Source organism: Compostimonas suwonensis (assembly GCF_002797855.1).
GTDB classification, from domain to species: domain Bacteria; phylum Actinomycetota; class Actinomycetes; order Actinomycetales; family Microbacteriaceae; genus Compostimonas; species Compostimonas suwonensis.
In genome coordinates, this window is the sequence record NZ_PGFB01000001.1 from 76,032 (window position 1) to 93,864 (window position 17,833).

General features: G+C 69.7%; 19 protein-coding genes and 1 tRNA gene. 7 read left to right on the top strand and 13 right to left on the bottom strand.

The features are described 5' to 3' along the window. Position 1: 1 nt before the first annotated feature. From CLV54_RS00380 to CLV54_RS00395, 4 genes are all read left to right on the top strand, one after another. Positions 2 to 1,492 carry a glycoside hydrolase family 13 protein gene (locus CLV54_RS00380; protein ID WP_100342992.1) on the top strand — a complete coding sequence of 497 codons (1,491 nt, stop codon included), beginning with the start codon at positions 2 to 4 and terminating at the stop codon, positions 1,490 to 1,492. Next, positions 1,489 to 2,541 carry a LacI family DNA-binding transcriptional regulator gene (locus CLV54_RS00385; protein ID WP_245861187.1) on the top strand — a complete coding sequence of 351 codons (1,053 nt, stop codon included), beginning with the start codon at positions 1,489 to 1,491 and terminating at the stop codon, positions 2,539 to 2,541. Before CLV54_RS00380 ends, CLV54_RS00385 begins: the two co-directional genes overlap by 4 nt. A 190-nt stretch (positions 2,542 to 2,731) precedes the next feature. Beyond that, the gene (locus CLV54_RS00390) at positions 2,732 to 4,603 is read left to right on the top strand and encodes an alpha-amylase family glycosyl hydrolase (RefSeq protein WP_100342993.1); all 1,872 of its coding nucleotides are present in this window, start codon (positions 2,732 to 2,734) and stop codon (positions 4,601 to 4,603) included. Positions 4,604 to 5,047: 444 nt separating this feature from the next. Next, positions 5,048 to 5,749, top strand: coding sequence for a winged helix-turn-helix domain-containing protein (locus tag CLV54_RS00395; protein WP_100342994.1), 702 nt, complete (start codon positions 5,048 to 5,050; stop codon positions 5,747 to 5,749). An 80-nt stretch (positions 5,750 to 5,829) separates the two neighbouring features. Here CLV54_RS00395 and CLV54_RS00400 read toward each other — a convergent pair whose 3' ends face one another. Both CLV54_RS00400 and CLV54_RS00405 read right to left on the bottom strand, forming a co-directional pair. Next, positions 5,830 to 7,077 carry an RNA polymerase sigma factor gene (locus CLV54_RS00400; RefSeq protein ID WP_100342995.1) on the bottom strand — a complete coding sequence of 416 codons (1,248 nt, stop codon included), beginning with the start codon at positions 7,075 to 7,077 and terminating at the stop codon, positions 5,830 to 5,832. An 8-nt stretch (positions 7,078 to 7,085) separates the two neighbouring features. Continuing rightward, complete coding sequence (locus tag CLV54_RS00405) at positions 7,086 to 7,505, bottom strand: YciI family protein (RefSeq protein WP_100342996.1); 420 nt, start codon at positions 7,503 to 7,505, stop codon at positions 7,086 to 7,088. A gap of 468 nt (positions 7,506 to 7,973) precedes the next feature. Between CLV54_RS00405 and CLV54_RS00410 the strand changes: the two genes are divergently transcribed. Next, positions 7,974 to 8,396: a MarR family winged helix-turn-helix transcriptional regulator gene (locus CLV54_RS00410; RefSeq protein WP_100343593.1), complete on the top strand. Its 423-nt coding sequence runs from the start codon at positions 7,974 to 7,976 to the stop codon at positions 8,394 to 8,396. A 353-nt stretch (positions 8,397 to 8,749) separates the two neighbouring features. Here CLV54_RS00410 and CLV54_RS00415 read toward each other — a convergent pair whose 3' ends face one another. Together CLV54_RS00415 and CLV54_RS00420 are read right to left on the bottom strand one after the other, a co-directional pair. Beyond that, positions 8,750 to 9,148 carry a YchJ family protein gene (locus tag CLV54_RS00415; RefSeq protein WP_100342997.1) on the bottom strand — a complete coding sequence of 133 codons (399 nt, stop codon included), beginning with the start codon at positions 9,146 to 9,148 and terminating at the stop codon, positions 8,750 to 8,752. 7 nt (positions 9,149 to 9,155) lie between these two features. Further along, entirely contained in the window at positions 9,156 to 10,169 is a 1,014-nt protein-coding gene (locus CLV54_RS00420; RefSeq protein ID WP_245861189.1) for a lactonase family protein, read from the bottom strand. 60 nt (positions 10,170 to 10,229) lie between these two features. On the opposite strand from CLV54_RS00420, the gene CLV54_RS00425 reads away from it, so the two are divergent. Continuing rightward, positions 10,230 to 11,024 (top strand): SDR family NAD(P)-dependent oxidoreductase, encoded by a 795-nt coding sequence (locus tag CLV54_RS00425; RefSeq protein ID WP_100342998.1) that lies wholly within the window; start codon positions 10,230 to 10,232, stop codon positions 11,022 to 11,024. Between the two features lie 199 nt (positions 11,025 to 11,223). Here the strand turns inward: CLV54_RS00425 and CLV54_RS00430 are convergent, their stop codons facing one another. The 6 genes from CLV54_RS00430 to CLV54_RS00450 all read right to left on the bottom strand — a co-directional run bounded on the left by CLV54_RS00430 (position 11,224) and on the right by CLV54_RS00450 (position 15,867). Continuing rightward, on the bottom strand, positions 11,224 to 12,417 hold the full coding sequence (locus tag CLV54_RS00430; protein ID WP_100342999.1) for a cation:proton antiporter: 1,194 nt from the start codon (positions 12,415 to 12,417) through the stop codon (positions 11,224 to 11,226). 10 nt (positions 12,418 to 12,427) lie between these two features. Further along, positions 12,428 to 12,916, bottom strand: a complete 489-nt coding sequence (locus CLV54_RS00435) for a cation:proton antiporter regulatory subunit (protein ID WP_100343595.1) — start codon at positions 12,914 to 12,916, stop codon at positions 12,428 to 12,430. 61 nt (positions 12,917 to 12,977) lie between these two features. After that, the gene (locus CLV54_RS00440; RefSeq protein WP_211294397.1) at positions 12,978 to 14,693 is read right to left on the bottom strand and encodes a M1 family metallopeptidase; all 1,716 of its coding nucleotides are present in this window, start codon (positions 14,691 to 14,693) and stop codon (positions 12,978 to 12,980) included. Between the two features lie 181 nt (positions 14,694 to 14,874). Beyond that, positions 14,875 to 15,024: a hypothetical protein gene (locus CLV54_RS17310; RefSeq protein WP_157802740.1), complete on the bottom strand. Its 150-nt coding sequence runs from the start codon at positions 15,022 to 15,024 to the stop codon at positions 14,875 to 14,877. A 109-nt stretch (positions 15,025 to 15,133) separates the two neighbouring features. Then, a tRNA-Arg gene (locus CLV54_RS00445) sits at positions 15,134 to 15,206 on the bottom strand. An 88-nt stretch (positions 15,207 to 15,294) separates the two neighbouring features. Continuing rightward, a complete protein-coding gene (locus tag CLV54_RS00450; RefSeq protein WP_100343000.1) occupies positions 15,295 to 15,867 on the bottom strand; it encodes a YdeI/OmpD-associated family protein in 573 nt (190 codons plus the stop codon). Positions 15,868 to 15,903: 36 nt separating this feature from the next. Here CLV54_RS00450 and CLV54_RS00455 point away from each other — a divergent pair, with 36 nt between their 5' ends. Next, positions 15,904 to 16,236, top strand: coding sequence for a WCX domain-containing protein (locus tag CLV54_RS00455; RefSeq protein WP_211294398.1), 333 nt, complete (start codon positions 15,904 to 15,906; stop codon positions 16,234 to 16,236). Here CLV54_RS00455 and CLV54_RS00460 read toward each other — a convergent pair. The 3 genes from CLV54_RS00460 to CLV54_RS17315 form a co-directional block, all read right to left on the bottom strand. Continuing rightward, positions 16,185 to 16,583, bottom strand: coding sequence for an MmcQ/YjbR family DNA-binding protein (locus CLV54_RS00460; RefSeq protein WP_100343001.1), 399 nt, complete (start codon positions 16,581 to 16,583; stop codon positions 16,185 to 16,187). The genes CLV54_RS00455 and CLV54_RS00460 overlap by 52 nt on opposite strands. 108 nt (positions 16,584 to 16,691) lie before the next feature. Then, the gene (locus CLV54_RS00465) at positions 16,692 to 17,633 is read right to left on the bottom strand and encodes a Cof-type HAD-IIB family hydrolase (RefSeq protein ID WP_100343002.1); all 942 of its coding nucleotides are present in this window, start codon (positions 17,631 to 17,633) and stop codon (positions 16,692 to 16,694) included. Then, positions 17,630 to 17,806: a hypothetical protein gene (locus CLV54_RS17315; RefSeq protein WP_157802741.1), complete on the bottom strand. Its 177-nt coding sequence runs from the start codon at positions 17,804 to 17,806 to the stop codon at positions 17,630 to 17,632. The genes CLV54_RS00465 and CLV54_RS17315 overlap by 4 nt, the downstream gene beginning before the upstream one ends. Positions 17,807 to 17,833 lie beyond the last annotated feature (27 nt).

Genomic DNA, 17,833 nt, shown 5'->3' on the forward strand with positions numbered 1-17,833 from the left:
GATGACCCACACGACCAGCCCCGAACCGACAGCCACGGAGCGGCCACACGCGGGGCGCGAAACCCCCGACTGGCTCGCCGACGCCGTCTTCTACCAGATCTTCCCCGAGCGCTTCGCGAACGGCGACCACAGCATCGACCCCGAGGGCGTCGAGCCGTGGGGCGGCACGCCCACACCGCACAACTTCTTCGGCGGCGACCTCGAGGGCATCGTGCAGCATCTCGACCACGTCGTCGCGGTGGGCGCCAACGCGATCTACCTGACCCCGATCTTCGCGGCCGACACCAACCACCGCTACGACGCGAAGGACTACTTCACGATCGACCCGGCGCTCGGCGACCTGGCGGCCTTCCGTCGGCTCGTCGACGAGGCCCACGACCGCGGCATCCGCATCGTGCTCGACGCCGTGCTCAACCACGCCGGCGACGGCCACTGGGCGTTCCGCGACATCGTCGAGAACGAGGAGCGGTCGCCCTATGTGAACTGGTTCTCGGTCGAGAGCTTCCCGGTGCGCCCGCATCCGGTGCCCAACTACCGCACCTGCTCGGGCTGCTACTACCTGCCCAAGTGGAACGCGTACAACCCGGAGGTGCGCGAGCACCACTACCGGGTGGCCCGCCACTGGATCGAGGAGGGCATCGACGGCTGGCGGCTCGACGTGCCGTACTTCATCAACCACAACTTCTGGCGGGGCTTCCGCGACCAGGTCAAGGGCATCGACGAGGATCTCTACATCGTCGCCGAGGAGTGGCGCGACCCCGAGCAGTGGCTGCAGGGCGACCTCGCCGACGGCACCACAAACTACACCCTGCGCGACCTCGTGCTCGGCTTCACGGCCGACCGCTCTCAGACGGCGATCGACTTCGCGCACGGCATGACGCGGCTGACCGCACGCATCCCCGCCGCCGCGCGACCGGCGATGCTCAACCTGCTCGGAAGCCACGACACCGAGCGCGTGCTCACCCGGCACGGCGGCGACGTGCGGGCGAGCCTGCTCGCGCAGACCCTGCTGTTCAGCGCGGAGGGCGCGCCGATGGTCTACTACGGCGACGAGGTCGGGCTGCTCGGCGACAACGATCCCGGATGCCGCGGCTGCATGCCGTGGCAGAGCGACGAGTGGTCGCACGAGATCCTCGACGGGGTGCGCGCCCTCGCGCAGCTGCGCCACGAGACCCCCGCCCTGCGCCGGGGCACGCAGCGTGTGACGGCCCTGAGCGAGGACTGCGTGGCCGTGCTCCGCGACGCGGGCGAGCTCGGCACGGCGCTCGCGATCGTGAACCGCGGCGAGAGCTCCGTCGTCGTGCCGGCCGAGCTGCTCGACGGCCGGGCGTTCGGGCAGCGGTGGAGCGCGGCATCCTGGCGCATCGGCGCACGCCTCACAGATGATTCAATGGGGTCGGCGCCGAACACGACGCCGGGTGCCGCCATCGAGCAGACCGTCGGGCCGCGGAACGCCGTTGTGCTCGTGCGGGGAGGGGAGCAATCGCAGTGAAGTCGCATCGGGTGACGATGCAGGATGTCGCGAACCGCGCGAACGTCTCGAAGACCGCCGTCTCGCTCGCCTTCAACGACACCTCCCGTCTCTCGGAGAACACGCTGCGCCACATCCTCGACGTCGCGGCGGAGCTCGGCTATTCGCAAGACCCGGCGGCGCGGATGCTGCGCACCCGCCGCACCAACAGCCTCGGCCTGCTGCTGCCTCAGCGGCTCGACGTCGTGCTCGAGAACCCGTACTACACGCAGTTCCTGCAGGGCATCGGCCAGACCTGCCACCGTGAGGGCTACACCCTGCTGCTCGCCCCGCCGCTACGCGGGTCGATGCTCAAGTCGATCCCCTACGCGGCGGTCGACGGCTTCATCGTGAGCGGACTCGAGTACGACCGCGGCGAGGTGAGCGCGCTGCGGCAGCGCGGCATCCCCTTCGTGCTCGTCGACAGCGAGGAGCACGACGACGTGCCCTCCGTGGAGATCGAGGACGACGACGGCATGCGCTCGCTCGTCGAGCACCTGCTCGCCCTCGGGCATCGCCGCATCACCTTCCTGGCGTTCGAAACCGGGGTCGAGGGCGGCCCCGAGCACTGGCGCGGGCCCGTCTTCCGGCGGATGCGGGGAGCGATGGCCGCCCTCGAGCAGCGCGGTCTGTCGCTCGAGAGCCCCGGGATGCGGGTCGTCGAGGTCGAGTGCACCCGGCCGGCCGGGGAGGCGGCGTTCACGGAGCTCTGGCGGTCGAACGAGCGGCCGACGGCGGTGGTGTGCTTCAGCGACATCCTCGCCCTGGGTGTTCTGGATGCCGCGCGGGAGTTACTCGTCTCGGTGCCGGGCGACGTCTCGGTGACCGGCTTCGACGACCTCGCCGAGGCGAGGAACGCGACCCCGAGTCTGACGACCGTGCACCAGCCGATCGAGACGAAGGGGCGCCTCGCCGCCGAGTACCTCGTGGAGGCGATCTCGGCGGGATCGAGCGACCGCCCGCACCGCCAGCGGCTCCACACCGCCCTGCTGCTGCGCGACTCAACCGGCCCCCTTCCGGTTGCGCCTTAGTTTCCGGACACCCGCCCTACTGTGCGAAGTGGGGCGGGTGTCCGGAAACTAAGGCGCAACCGGAAAGAAGGGGATAAGCCATAACCGCTCTGGTGAACAAACAACCGTGCTGCAATCTTAATCGTGCACAGAGCGACGCCGCGATCGGGGACGGCACCGCCTTTTCTCAACATGGAAAGTCAGGTGACCCATGCATTCCGCACAACTCAATCGCTCCGCCCTCTCCTCGTGGCGGATACCCTCCCTCGCGATCGCGGGGGCGCTCGTCCTCCTCGGCTCGGGGCTCGCGAGCCCCGGCCAGACGGCGAGCGCCGACATCCCCTCCCCCGGCCCGCTCGCCGAGGGCGACGTCATCTACCAGGTGCTCGTCGACCGCTTCTCCGACGGCGACCCGACGAACACCGACAGCGGCGAGGGCGAGTACGACCCGGACGACCTCGGTTTCTACCACGGCGGCGACTGGGCGGGGCTCACGCAGAAGCTCCCCTACATCGCCGACCTCGGCGTCACCGCCATCTGGATGTCGCCGGTCTCGCAGCAGGAGCCGGTCTCACGCGACGGCAACGAGGGCAGCTACCACGGCTACTTCACACACGACTTCGCCACCCCGAACGAGCACTTCGGCGACACCGCCCAGCTGCAGGAGCTCATCGACGAGGCTCATGCCCTGGGTCTCAAGATGATCCTGGACGTCGTGCCCAATCACACCGCGGACTACCTCGCCGGCACGGCGACGAGCTACTCGCCGAGTGGCTACCGGCCGTCCTCACCGCTCGACGACCCCTCGTTCTACCACCACACCGGCGACTGCCGCTTCGACGGCTCCGAGAGCCAGGCCCAGATCGAGGACTGCGATCTCGGCGGGCTCGACGACCTCGACCAGGCGAACCCGACGGTCTCGGCCCACCTCATGGACACCTACAAGGACTGGGTCGACATGGGCTTCGACGGCATCCGCGTCGATGCGGCCCGCTCGGTGCCCAAGCCCTGGCTGGCCGACTTCGAAGACGCGATGGGCGTGCCCACCTTCGGCGAGGTCTTCGTGGGCGACATCGACTACGTCTCCGAGTACCAGGACTACGAGTGGGGCGTCCTCGACTTCCCGTACTTCTTCGACGTGCGCGACGCCTTCGCGGCCGACACCGACATGAACGCCCTGGGCGACCTCTTCGACCAGGACTACAACTACGACAACCCCAACCGGTTGACGACCTTCCTCGACAACCACGACCGCGCGCGGTTCCTGACCTGGGCCGACGACAACTACCAGCGGCTGCGCTCGGCGCTCACCTTCCTGCTCACGAGCCGCGGGGTCCCCGTGATCTACTACGGCACCGAGCAGGCGGATGACGGCAACGGCAACGCGAGCGAGGTGCCGATCGCCAACAAGGACAACCGCAAAGACATGCCGAGCTTCTCGCAGACCTCGACCATGTACGAGCACATCCAGCGCCTCACGACGATCAAGGCCGCGAACCCCGCACTGCAGCTCGGCATCCAGCGCGAGATGTGGTCGGATGCCTCGGTCTACGGTTTCTCGCGCCGGGTCGACGCGACGGGCGCGGAGGCGATCACCCTCTCGAGCAACTCGTGGGATCCGCAGACGCGCACCGTTCCGTTGCGGGCCGAGAGCTCGATCCCGGTCGGAGCCGTGCTCACGAACCTCATGAACACCTCGGAGACCGTGACCGTCGCATCCGGCGGCCCGACCGGCAAGCAGATCACCGTGACCCTCGGGGAGCACGAGTCGACGGTCTTCGCCCCCGGCGCGCCGGTCTCGGCCTACACGCCGGATGCGAGGAACGTCACGACCATCCGCGTGCACTACGACGTCGGCTTCGGCAACTCGATCTCGGTGCGCGGTGACAGCTATCCGCTGCGCTGGACGTCGGGTCGCGGAGCCCGCAACGTCGCGCCCGACATCTGGGAGTTCGAGTTCGAGCGCATCCCGGCCGGCCAGCCCTTCCAGTTCAAGCCCCTCATCAACGACGCGACGTTCTCGACGGGAGCCGACTACACCGGCACGGGAGGTTCGACGATCGACGTCTTCCCGACCTTCTGACCCTCGGATCCACCAGGCCCCGCGCGTCCGCCCTGCCCCGATGGGCGGGCGCGCGGTCGCGCGGTCCGCTCGATTCACCCCCGAAAGACGCTGTGAAGACTTGACATGCCCGAGCGGCCTGCGCTTTACTTCTGAACATGACTGAGAACTCGCGCTTCCTGACCTCCCTTGAGGCTTCTGGGAATGCCGGCATGATGATGCCCGGCAGCGCTTCGGTCATGTGTTGTCGAATGTGTCGCTAAGACGACCTTTCGCCGAGTCAGCGTCACCGCGTTGAACTCCACGGATACGCCGCAGCCCGAGTCTTCGGGCGATCGCACGGCATCCGATCAGGGCATCACATCGCCCGCAGCACACCCACGGGAACCCTCCGATCCGGAACTCTCCGGCACCGCACATCGTGCGACGGGTTCGTACGAGCATCATCACCTCCAAGGATTCGACATGTCGATCGCACAGCTTTCCACCCCTCTCACCGATAACTCCCTCTCGTCGACCCCGGCGGATGTCGCGGCCGCCGGCCCTCGCATCCGCGCCGTTCCCAACGGCACCGAGGCCCGCGGCTTCGTGCTCTACGTCGGGCTCGACGAGGCCAAGGCCCTCGCTGCCGGAACCGACCTCGGCCAGCTCGTCGAGGCGCTCAAGCGCCTGACCGCCGAGCTCGCCCCCTCCGCCGAGACCTACGCGGCCGTCGCTCTCGCCCCGCAGGGCGCCGGTGGCCGCGACGTCGACGTCGTGCGCCTGGCCCTCCAAGACCCGGCCGCGCTCGCCAAGCACCGCCAGACGCCCGAGCCCGAAGAGGACACGGTTCCCGGCGGCGTCGTCATCGACATCTCACGCAAGCGCCTCATCCTCGACAACCAGACGGCGGCGCTCACCTACAAGGAGTTCGAGCTGCTGCAGTACCTGGTGCTGCGCGAGGGCCGCACGATCGAACGTGCGGAGCTCATCTCGGCGCTGTGGAATGCGAACGACGACGAGGTTCCCAACGAGCGCACGATCGACGTGCACGTGCGCCGTCTGCGCGCGAAGCTCGACCGCTACGAAGACATCGTGCGCACCGTGCGCGGCGTCGGCTACCGCTTCGACCGTCACGCCGACGTGTCCATCCGGCACGCGTCGACCCCGTCGCCCGACGTCTTCTAGGCGCCGACTTCCGGTCCCGCCTGCCGATCCCGCTCGCCGGGACGGGATCGGCGCGGCACCACCGGATTCACCGGCTGCGGTCAGCCGAGCTCCTCGAGTTTGCGACCGAGCGCCGCGCGTTCGGCGGCGTTGCCGCTCAGCCCGACGGCCTGCAGGAGCGCCGACCGCGCCTCGTCGCGCCGGCCGAGCCGAATGAGCAGCTCGCCACGGATCGCGGGCAGCAGCTGCGAGCCGGCGAGCTCGCCGCGTGACGCGATCGCATCGACGAGCACGAGGCCCTCGGCCGGGCCTTCCGCCATGGCGACCGCGACCGCGCGGTTCAGTTCGATGATGGGCGACGGAGTCAGCCGCCCGAGCGCCTCGTAGAGGATCACGATCCGCTGCCAGTCGGTCTCGGCGACCGAGCGCGCCACGGCGTGGCACTCGGCGATGGATGCCTGGAGGCCGTACGCGCCCAGCCCTCCCCCGGGGCCGGCGGCACGTGCGAGCGCCGCGCGTCCGCGCCGGATCGCCGGCTGATCCCACAGCCGCCGGTCCTGGTCCTCCAGGAGCACGGGCCGGCCTGCCGGGTCGAGGCGGGCGGGGAACCGGGCCGCGGTGAGCTCCAGCAACGCGACGAGGCCGAAGACCTCGGGCTCGGGCTCGATCCGCAGCAGCACGCGCGCCAGCCGTCGTGCCTCGCCGGCCAGATCGGTGCGCATCCACTCCTCTCCGCCCGAGGCGAACGAGCCTTCGGTGAAGATCAGGTAGACGACCTGCAGCACCGAGCCGAGGCGCTCGGCCCGCTCGTGCTGCTGCGGCACGGCGAACGGCACCCTCGCCGCCGCGAGCGTCTTCTTGGCGCGGGTGATGCGCGCCTGGATGGTGGGCACCGGCACGAGGAACGCCTTGGCGATCTCCTCGCTGCCGAGGCCCCCGACGACTCGCAGCGTCAACGCGATCCGGGACTCCTTCGAGAGCAGCGGATGACACGACACGAACATCAGCGCGAGCACGTCGTCGTCGATCGCATCGGGATCGAAGAGGGTGTCGGCCCCGGGCTCCGCCTCGTCGAGATCGCGGGCGAGCAGGGCGTAGCGTTCGTCGCGCGCGGCCCGACGACGGAAGGCGTCGATGGCCCGGCGGCGTCCGGCGGTGAGCAGCCACCCGCTCGGCTGGGCCGGCACGCCGTCGACGGCCCACGAGACGAGGGCCTCGGCGAGCGCCTCCTGCGCGACATCCTCGGCCAGTGAGAAGTCGCCCGTGTACCGGGCGAGGGCGCCGACGATGCGGGCGGACTCCATCCGCCACACCGCCTCGACGGCGCCCCTCGCCTCGGTCGTGCTCACCGGCCGGTTCAGAGCTGCCCGGTCTGCTCGCGCCAGGCGCGCTCCTTCTGGATCCACTCGTTGTCTTGCGGGAACTCGTCGATCGACGGCACCCGGCGGATCTCGGCCTTGCTGCCCTCCATGTACGGCATGCGCTTGGCCCACTCCACGGCCTCCTGCTGCGAGGCGACGTCGAGGATGTAGTAGCCGTTGAACAGCTCCTTCGTCTCCCCGTAGGGCCCGTCGGTGACGACGGGCGTCTCACCGGTGAAGTCGACGACGACGCCCTCGTTCGGGTCTTCGAGGCCCTCGGCGGCCAGGAGCACGCCCGCGCGGATGAGCTCGTCGTTGAACCTGCCCATCGCATCCAGCATCTCGGTGAAGTCGATGTCGGCGAACTTCGCGGCCGACTCGTCCGACGCGCGCATGATCAGCATGTACTTGGCCATCGTGTACTCCTTTGTTCGTAGAAGATCGCCTTTCGACCTTCTCACCTCTAGGTCGAACGGCGCGAGGCCGGATCGACACGAGGCCCGGATTTTTTCGATCGTCGAGGCCGTCGACCGGGCGCCGCCGACCGCCATCCGAGCGAGAATCACCCCCGAACGAGGCACTCAGAAAATTCGCAGGAAAAATAACGGTTTGGTAACTAGCGCCTCGTTACCTAACCGTTATATAGTTCAAGAGCGGAAGTTGTTTGCTGTGGCGGCTTCCGCAGAATGTGATTGCAGGACACTCTTGGTGCAAGGGAGAGGGTCGGTCGCTTGCCTCTGCGACCGGCCCTCAATCACGTTAACGAGCGGTGTCTCGACCGGTCGCGCAGCCCTTCCGCCGGTCACCGCGACCCGCCTCCCGGCCATACGTTCGCATAGGATTGCTTATCCGTGCGAACGAGAGGGGTCGGATTGAGCGAGAAGATGGTCGCCGTCGCCGCGTGGGAGTCGCTCTTCCGAGCCCAGGTCTCCGTGATGCGGACCCTCGCCGCCGAGTTCCCCACGCACGAGATCTCGTTCAACGAGTACGACGTGATCTTCAACCTCAGCCGCCAGCCGAACTGGCGGCTGCGGCTGCGCGAGCTGAACAAGCACGTGCTCCTGACCCAGCCGAGCGTCAGCCGCCTCATCGACCGGCTCGCCGCGCGAGGGATCGTCGCCAAGAGCATCGACCCGAACGACGGCCGGGGCACGATCGTCGAGCTGACCCCGGAGGGCTTCGCGCTCTTCCGCGAGGTCGCCTTCGAGCACATGGGCGCGATCAGCAGCCGCGTCGGCGGCAGCCTGACGCTCGAGGAGATGGCGCGACTCACCGAGCTCTGCGACAAGCTCCGCGGCGACGCCTGAGCTCCTGCACGCGGCATCCCCGATCGACGCCGGAGGCGGCCCTCGACGCCGATCCCATCGGGATTCGGGATCGACCCCGTGGGGGCTGGGACGAGGCCCTAACCCCGCCCCAGCTGACAGACCGCACGCGATCCGTCGATCTCGACGGGCGACCCGAACGCCGCCCCCGAGAGTTCTCACGGCCATGGACCGGCATCTCGAGGGCAACACAAAACAGCGCCTGATGGCGTCATAAGTACCCTCGGGTTGGCGGTAAGGCCGGGTGATAATGACTCAGCTTTGGGAGTATACCTCCGCAAGCATCAAAAGAGCAGGGTTAATCCCGGGGTGAAAAGTCAGCCGGCTGAGCGACCTCAGCCGAGCAGTTCGCCGTCGAGATAGAGCCACCGCCCGGCCTCCCGCACAAAACGACTCCGCTCGTGCAGCTCGCCTCTGTCGCCGCCGATCCGGTAGAACGCACGGAACTCGACGACGCCCTCGGTGTCGAACGGGCCGCCGTGCTCGGTTCCGAGGATGTCGAGTCGCCGCCACTGCCGCCCCGCCTCGAGCTCGAGGGCCTTCGGCCGGGTGCTCGGATGCCAGGTGCCCAGCAGATACTCCGGCCGCCCGAGAGCGAACGCCGAATACCGTGCGCGCATCAGCCGTTCGGCGGTCGGCGCCGTCGCCGCGCCGGTCAGGAGCCCTTCGTGCAGCGGGCCGCAGCACTCGTCGTAGACGAGACCGCTCAGGCACGGGCAACGCAGCTCGGCCACCCCGGCCTCAGCCCTCGCGCCAGGCGAGCACCGTCGGAGAGCCGATCGGCGCCGAGCGCACGAACCCCGGGATGCCGCGCTCGTCGAGCTCGAAGGTCGCGACGTCGCCCGACCGCTGATTGGCGACGTAGAGAACATCGCCGTGCACGAGATGGTGCCGGGGCCAGTCGCCCGCGCAGTCGACGTCGTCGAGGGGCGCGACGACCCGTCCGTCGCCGGAGACGCTCAGCACCGCGACCCGGTTGGCGCCGCGGACCGTCACGTAGAGCAGCCCGCCGGCGAGGCTGATCTCGGCGCCGGACTGGTCGGGGTCGATCGGGCGGGGCAGCACGGGCGACGAGCCAGCGATCGTATACCGTGCGGTCGCGTCATCCGGGGCCAGCACGACGACCTCGATCGAGAACTCGGTCACGACATAGAGGATCCCCTCGGCCGAGATAGCCATGTGGCGAGGGCCGCAGCCGAACGGCAGCACGACCTCGTGATCGAGCTCGAGGCTCTGTGCGCCCAGCCGCCAGAACCGCACGACGTCGTGGCCCAGGTCGGTGGTCGCCACCAGGCCGCTCGGCAGGAAGACGGCCTCGTGGGCGCGGGACTGCCGCGGCTCCCCGGCGAGCGCGGCATGCGGGTCGCTCGATGCGGCGGCCCGGCGGGAGTCGGAGGCGAGGGCGCCCTCGTCGTCGAGCTCGTAGACGTTGACCGTTCCGTCGCCCCAGCAGCACACGATCGCGGCCTCGCCCGCGCCGCTCACGGCGACGTGACAGGCGGCGGCACCGGCCGCACGCGGCTCGCCCAGCGGCACCGGGCCCGCGGGATCGGCGCGGAAGGCCAGCAGCGCGCCATCGCTCTCGGAGACCGCGTAGACCACCGGCAGGCTCGGGTGGAAGGCGAGGAAGGAGGGAGACGCCGCCGGCGTCACACCCGCGACATCCTGCACCGCACCCCGCTCGTCGAGCCGGAGCGTGCCCAAGCCGGAGCCCTCACCGCCCATCTCGGAGGTGTAAGACCCGAACCACAGCACAGGGACTCCTTTCGTCGCGAACCCTGCACCCACGCTATCGCCCCGACCTAGGGTAGAGGCATGCACATCGATCTCAGCGGAAAGACAGCCCTCGTCTCCGGCTCGACCCAGGGCATCGGCCTCGCGATCGCGTCAGGCCTCGCCCAGGCGGGGGCGACGGTCGCGATCAACGGCCGCACGGCCGAAGGGGTGGATGCCGCCATCCGCTCGCTCTCACAGCAGCTCCCCGAGGCGCGACTGCTCGCCGCCCCCGGCGACGTCTCGGGTGACGCCGGCGTCGCGGCCGTGCTCGAGAGCGCGCCCACCGTCGACATCCTCGTCAACAACCTCGGCATCTTCGGCTCGCGGCCGGCGCTCGAGATCGGCCTCGACGAGTGGCAGCGCTACCTCGACGTCAACGTGCTGAGCGCCGTGCGACTCATCCGCGCCTACCTCCCGGGCATGATCGAGCGCGGCTGGGGCCGGGTGCAGAACATCGCGAGCGACTCGGCGATCGCCATCCCGCAGGAGATGATCCACTACGGGGTATCGAAGACCGCCCTGCTCGGCGTCTCACGGGGCTTCGCGAAGGCCGCAGCCGGCACCGGCGTCACGGTCAACTCGGTCATCGCGGGGCCCACCCACACGGGCGGCGTCGAGGACTTCGTCTACGAGCTCGTGGATTCCTCGTTGCCCTGGGAGCAGGCTCAGCGCGAGTTCATGCGCCTGCACCGCCCGCAGTCGCTGCTCGGCCGGCTGATCGAGCCCGAGGAGATCGCCAACCTCGTCGTCTACCTCGCCTCGCCGTTCGCCTCTGCGACGACGGGAGCGGCCGTGCGGGTCGACGGCGGCTACGTCGACAGCATCGTGCCCTGAGGGCTGCCCCGTCTCTCCGCTCCTCCTCTCCCCCTCCCCCTCCCCTCTGCTCCGCTCCGCCTTCCCCACCCGGATCCGCCCTTCCCACGGAACCTCCCCGGTCACCCTCGATTACGACCAACGGTTCCGGGGGCTGACCGCCCCAGGTCCTGCATGTGGGTTGCGCCGGGGTTCGGGGTGGGCTGCGAGCGGCCCGCCGTCAGGCGATCGGGGTGGGGTCGACGGACGAGCGGCGCCGGCCGATCGCACGGCGGAACCAGCCGGCATCCGTCATCCTGGCCAGCAGCGGCCCGCAGATGATCGTGATGAGCACATAGCTCGTGGCGAGCGGGGCGAGCTGCGGCTCGATGCCCGCGCCGACCGCGAGCCCCGCGATCACGATCGAGAACTCGCCGCGCGGGATGAGCGCGAACCCGGCGCGCCACCGGCCGGGAACGCCGATCCCGGCACGCGCCGCCGCCCGGTAGCCGGTGAGGGTCTTCGTCGCCATCGTGACGAGCGCCAGCAGGATGGCCGGCACGAGCACGGGCACGATGCCCGCCGGATCGGTCGACAGGCCGAAGAACACGAAGAAGACCGCGGCGAAGAGGTCGCGCACCGGCGAGAGCAGCTGCTCGGCGTTGTAGGCGACCCGGCCCGAGAGCGCGATGCCCACGAGGAAGGCGCCGACGGCGGCCGAGACGTTCACCTGCTGCGCGATTCCCGCGATCAGCATCGTGAGCCCGAGCACCCCCAGCAGCAGCGACTCGGGATGGTGCGCGTCGAAGAGCTTCGAGATCACCCGGCCGTGACGCAGAGCCCCGTACAGGATGACGAGAACCACGACCACGGCCACGACGAGCGCCGTCGCTCCCGCCAGAACTCCTGCGCCGATCACGAGCGCCGACAGCACGGGCAGGTAGAAGGCCATCGCGAGATCTTCGATGACCAGGATCGAGAGGATGGTCGGTGTCTCACGGTTGCCGAGACGGCGCAGGTCGCTCAGCACCTTCGCGATGACACCCGACGACGAGACCCAGGTGATGCCGCCGAGGGCGACCGCCGCGATCGGGCCCCAGCCGAGCAGCAGCGCGAAGGCGGCACCGGGCAGCGCGTTGAGCACGAGGTCGAGCAGGCCGGAGACGCGGGACTGCCGCAGGCTCGTCACGAGCTCGCTCGGCGAGTACTCGAGCCCCAGCATCACGAGCAGCAGGATCACGCCGATCTCGCTGCCGACGGCGAAGAACTCCTCGCTCGCGTCGAGCGGCAGGAACCCGCCCTGCCCGAGCACGAGGCCGACGATCAGATAGAAGGGGATGGGCGAGATGCCGATGCGGTTCGCCAGCCGCGCCAGGAGCCCCAGGCCCAGCAGCAACGCCCCGACTTCGATGAGGAGGAGCGTCGAATCGCGCACGGTCGGAGGATCAGCCGTTGGTGAGGAGCCGGGCGAGCGCGTCGAGCCCGGGGCGCGTGCCGACGGCGATGATCGTGTCGCCCGCCTCGAGCGGCGTGCTGGGTGTGGGCGAAGGGATGACGTCGGGCCCTCGCACGATCGCGACGATCGAGGTGCTCGTGCGCGTTCTGGCCTTCGTGTCGCCGAGCACACCGCCCGCGTAGGGCGAGCCCGCCGAGATCAGCAGCTGCTCGGTGAAGAGGCCGGCGGCCTGGTCGCGGATGCCGGCCAGCTGCCCCATCACGAGGGATGCCCCGAGCACGTCGGCGAGGGCCGTCGCCTCGTCGTCGGTGAGCTCGATGACATCGCTGCTGGCGTCCGGGTCGTCTTCGTCGAAGAGGGCGAGCTGGCGTTCCCCGGTGCGGTGGGAGACGATCCCGATACGCCGGCCGGTCTTGGTGATGACGTCATGGCGGGTTCCGATGCCCGGCAGGTCGACCTTCTCCACGCGTACACTCACGCTCGCCACCCTAACATCGCAGCTCGGAGCGGGGAATCGCCCGCGGCATCCGCTGTTCGCCCTAGACGGCGGGCTTCGAGGGCGTGAAGATCCAGGCGTCGAAGAGCGCCGTGAGATCCTGGCCCGAGACCTGCTCGGCATAGTCGATGAACTGGGCGGTCGTCACCGATCCGCCCGCGTTGTCGCTCGCCCAGCCCTTCAGGATCGCGAAGAAGGCCTCGTCGCCGACGGCCGTGCGCAGAGCCTGGAGCGCCATGGCCCCGCGGGTGTAGACCGGACCGTCGAAGATGCCCGCGGCGCCCGGGTCGGCGACGACCGTCGACCAGAACGCGTCGTCGGCGTTCGCGTAGTAGTAGTCGAAGGTCTCTTGGGGCGTCAGGCCGCCCTGGCTCTCGGCCCACAGCCACTCGGCGTAGGTCGCAAAGCCCTCGTTCAGCCAGATGTCGGCCCAGCGGCCCAGCGCGACGCTGTCGCCGTACCACTGGTGGGCGAGCTCGTGCACGACCACCGAGGCGTCGGCGTCGGCCGGGAAGGCCCAGGCCGGGTAGATCGGGCGGGTCTGGTTCTCGAGGGCGTACTGCAGGTCTTCATCCGGGCCCGTGAAGCCGATGGCGATCCCGCCGGCCTGCCCGAACGGGTAGGGGCCGAAGTAGCCCGAGAGGAAGTCGATGACCTCGGGCTCGTCGTCGAAGATCGACGTGGCGACGTCGCCGACGAAGGCTCCTCCGCCGTCGGCCTCCCGGGTGAAGAGCGTCGGGTCGATGGCGTTGTAGTACGCGATGCCGCCCTCGTCGTGCTCGGTGATCTGATATTCGCCGACGGTCGCCGTGGCCAGATAGGTCGCCATCGGGGCTTCCATCTCCCAGTCCCAGGTGGTCGTGGCGCCGTTCTCCGTCTGGGCGGCGAGGCGGCCGTTGCCGATGACCTGCAGCCCCGCGGGCACCGTCATCCTCGTGCTGAAGGTGGCCTTGTCGGCCGGGTGGTCGTTGGCCGGGAACCACGTCGCGGCGACCCGGGGCTGCCCCACGATGACTGCGCCGGTGGGGGTGCGGAACACGCCGGCCGGCCCGAAGGCGTCGTCGATCGTGATCGGCACGCCCGAGTAGGCGACGACGGTCGTGATGGTCGAGCCGGTGCGGATGCCCTGCTCGGGAACGACCGTCAGCTCGGTACGCGGGGGCGTGGCATCGCCATCCGTGCTGCCCGGAGCTTGGGGCTGCCCGGTCTCGACGCTGATCTGCGTGCTCTCGAGGCTCCACTCGGCCGCCGCGTCGTCGACGGTGACCTCGCCGATGACGATCGAGTCGGTGCCGTCGACCGCCCGGGTGTCGAAGTCGAGGTTGAACGCCGAGAGGTCCTGGGTGGCGACCGCGGTGATGGTCGCCGTTCCCGCGAGCACGTCGCTCTCGGGGTCGTAGGAGAGGTCGAGGGCGTAGTGCTCGACGTCGTATCCGCCGTTGCCGTCGAGCGGGAAGTAGGGGTCGCCGATACCCGCGGCGCCCGGCCGGAAGTCGGCCGGGGTGGTCGTGGGCGAGGATGTGGGCGAGGGGCTCGCTGAGGGAGTCGCGGTGGGGCAGACGGCGGGCGCTGCGAACGCGGGCGCGGGCGCGGACGTGCCGGAGAGGAGGAGCGCGGCCACGAGGAGCGGCGCGGCGGCGACCATCGCCGAGCGCCGGCGACCGCGGCGCACCAGCAGCAGGGCTGCGCCGGCGCCGATCGCGAACAGGGAGAGGGCCAGGATGAGCGGACCCGAGTCGAACCCGGTCGCCGCCAGCACACACGAATCCACGAGTCCCCGTTTCAGTAGAAGGTTTGGCGAGACTCTATCGAACGAGACACCCGCCGGTCCATCACGGATGTCGCGGCATCCCTCACTCCTCGTGCGCGTTGACGGAGTGGAGCAACGACGCCCGCTTCTCATCGGGCTGGATCCCCGTGGACCGGCCGAGCGCCCCGCCCTATGAGAGCGGGCTCGCGGGCTGAAGGATGCCGAAGGCCTCGTCGCGATCGATCCGCCCGCGCAGGGCGATGACGATGCCGAGCAGGATGACCGCCCAGTTCGCCAGCCCCGCGATCCCGGCGAGCGGACCGGGAAGACTTTCCCACACGCTAGTGGATGCAGGCCGAAGCCAGGCGGATCTTCCGGGGCCGGAGGTGAAGACGACCCGAGGGGTGAAACGAAAACGGCCCGCTTTCGCGAGCCGCTTCACACAGGGGTGCGCCTGGAGGGATTCGAACCCCCAACCGTCTGATCCGTAGTCAGATACTCTATCCGTTGAGCTACAGGCGCAGTGATCCGAGCGTAACCCGCTCGAAGACCAGGGTAAAGCCTAACCCAGCCGCCCCGAATGCGCCAATCCGCGCCGGCGCTGCCGCGGTCAGTCGTAGAACTTCTCGCCGCGGGCGAGCATGGCGACGATCGTGTCGATCTTCTTGGCGCGGGTCTCGGCGCGTTTGACCGAGTGGATGCGGAAGTAGACGGCGAAACGGTTCTGGCCGTTGAGGGTGGCGTAGAACTGCGCGGCGGCGGGGTTCGCCTCGAGCGCGGCGAGGAAGTCCGGGTGGGGCGTGGCATCCTTCTGGCCCTCGTAGGCGCGATCCCAACGGCCGTCGGCGCGGGCTCGCTCGACCTCGGCGAGGCCTCGCGGCGACATCCCGCCCTCCTCGATCATGGCCTCGGCCGCTCGGCGGTTCTTGAGCGACCACGGACTCTGCGGGCGGCGGGGAGTGAAGCGCTGCTTGTAGCTCTCGTCGTCGAGACGCTGGGCCTGCCCGTCGATCCACCCGTGCCGCAGCGCGATGTCGACCGCCTCGGCGTAGGTGACCGTCGGCGCCGCCGCACCCTTCTTCGCGATGATGAGCCAGATGCCCGGCGAGGAGTCGCAGTTCTGCGCCAGCCAGGCCCGGAACTCCTCGGCCGAGTCGAAGCGCAGGCTGTCGAGCTCGATCATCGCGCCAGGATCTCGAGGTAGTGAGGGTTGTACATGATGCCGAGAACATTACCGAAAGGATCGACGACGGATGCCGTGACGAACCCTTCCGAGCGGGGAGTGAGCTTCTCGTGCTCGCTGGCACCGCTCTCGAGCAGCCGTGCGAGGGCCGCCTCGATCGTCGTCGTCGACGACGAAGGGGTGCAGGTGCGGCTCGCGGCGCCCACCCCGACGATGATCAGCCGGCAGATCGCGGGCTGGGGCGAGCACCTCGACGTGGTCGAGCCCCCTGAGCTGCGCGCCCAGCTCGCGCAGATCGGCGCCGAGCTCATCGAGCGCTACCGGGCGTCGGCCGGCGACCAGCCGCGGGCGTCGAGCACCACGAGCTGACGTTTGAGCGCGACCTGCCGGTAGGAGGTGTCGAGCAGCTCGGCGAGCTGCTGCCAGTCGCAGCCCTCCCCGAAGTCGATGGCGAGCCATCCGGAGGGCCCGAAATACGGCGGCACGAAGAAGCGGGGGTCTTCGAGAAAGGCGAGACGCTCCTCGGAGTCGGGCTTGAAGACGATGGAGTGCGGGCGATCCATGCTCGACCCCACGGTGGCGAAGATCCTCTTGCCGGCGCGGAAGGTCGGCCGGCCCCAGGCCCGCACCTCGACGCTCTCGGGAAAGCGCAGGCACAGCTCGCGCACCCGCTGCACGAGCGGGTCGCCCGGCTCGACGAGTGCGGGATGCTCCATGCCCGGCAGCCTAGACCCGGCGATTTCGCGACGCCACCCCTCCGCGACGCCTCGACCCGCACCCGCGCAGCAGCCCGCAGCCCGCAGCCCGCAGCCCGCAGCCGCGATCTAGTTCGAGCCGACGCCCTCGTCGTCGCGGGCCTCGCCGGCCACCATCGCCACCCAGCGTCGCAGGAAGGCGGCGCCGGCGTCATCGTGGATGAGCTCGCCCGCCGTGAGCACGGGGTACGGCTTCGACGGCACGCCATCGGCGGGGCGCACGTCGACGTGGGCGACGTCGTGGCCGTGCTCGTGCAGCCAGTCGGCCATCGCGTAGTCGCTGCGGGAGTCGCCCACCGTGCGCCACGACCTCGGCAGCGGCCCGCCGGGCTCGAGCATCTCGATCGCGCGCTGTGCGCCCAGGTCTTTGCCGAGCCGCACCGACTCGATGTCGGTCGAGATGATGGTCGGGTCGATGCGGATGTCGATGCGCCCGTTCGCGTCGGGCGCCTCCGTCTCGTTCCACCGCGCGCCGAGGCCGAAGCGCTGCAGCTCGGCGAACGCGTCGGCGTCGAAGGAGTCGCGCATCGCGTGATAGACCGGGGCCGCGACGTCCTTCCTCTGCTCGACGGAGACCATCGCGCGCTTCGTGTGGTCGTAGAACACGTACTGCGAGTACCGCTCGCCGACGAGCCCCTCGATCGCACGTCCGTAGTCGGCGGGCACCGCGAGGCCCTCGTCGAGACGGATCTCGCCCGCGCCCTCGGGCGTGATGGCGAACCAGACCGCGCCCTTCTCGCACACGGCGAAGACCCGCGCGCCCGTGGGCAGCCCGGCTGCGACGAGCGGCGCGACGACCTCGCGGATGAGAAACTCGTCGGAGCGGCCCGTGTTGAAGACGACGGGGATGCCGGCAGCGGCCAGCGTCACGAGGTCGCCCGTGATGCTCGGGATGTTGATCGAGCGGGTGACGGGACTCGCGATGGGTCCATCGACGTCGAGCAGCAGCCCGAGCAGAGGAACGGTGTCAGGCGAGGTGCCGGCGGTGGCGGCATCCGCCACGCCCGTCACGCCCCGTCGAATTTGCCGAAGAGGTGGATCGGGATGGCGACGCTCAAGACGAAGGCGAGCAGCCCGCCGCCGAACACGACGATCTCGTAGCCGACGGCGCTGAACGCGTAGCCCATGAGGACCATGCCGGCGATGAAGAGGGCGATACAGAGGATGGCGCCGACCACGTTCATCGTGTGGTTCCGGTTCCGGCTGCCGAC

Coding starts and splice junctions, on each gene's coding strand:
- CLV54_RS00380 (WP_100342992.1), top strand. CDS start 2: ATGACCCACACGACCAGCCCCGAACCGACAGCCACGGAGCGGCCACAC.
- CLV54_RS00390 (WP_100342993.1), top strand. CDS start 2,732: ATGCATTCCGCACAACTCAATCGCTCCGCCCTCTCCTCGTGGCGGATA.
- CLV54_RS00395 (WP_100342994.1), top strand. CDS start 5,048: ATGTCGATCGCACAGCTTTCCACCCCTCTCACCGATAACTCCCTCTCG.
- CLV54_RS00405 (WP_100342996.1), bottom strand. CDS start 7,505: ATGGCCAAGTACATGCTGATCATGCGCGCGTCGGACGAGTCGGCCGCG.
- CLV54_RS00410 (WP_100343593.1), top strand. CDS start 7,974: ATGGTCGCCGTCGCCGCGTGGGAGTCGCTCTTCCGAGCCCAGGTCTCC.
- CLV54_RS00425 (WP_100342998.1), top strand. CDS start 10,230: ATGCACATCGATCTCAGCGGAAAGACAGCCCTCGTCTCCGGCTCGACC.
- CLV54_RS00450 (WP_100343000.1), bottom strand. CDS start 15,867: ATGATCGAGCTCGACAGCCTGCGCTTCGACTCGGCCGAGGAGTTCCGG.
- CLV54_RS00455 (WP_211294398.1), top strand. CDS start 15,904: ATGCCGAGAACATTACCGAAAGGATCGACGACGGATGCCGTGACGAAC.
- CLV54_RS00460 (WP_100343001.1), bottom strand. CDS start 16,583: ATGGAGCATCCCGCACTCGTCGAGCCGGGCGACCCGCTCGTGCAGCGG.
- CLV54_RS17315 (WP_157802741.1), bottom strand. CDS start 17,806: ATGAACGTGGTCGGCGCCATCCTCTGTATCGCCCTCTTCATCGCCGGC.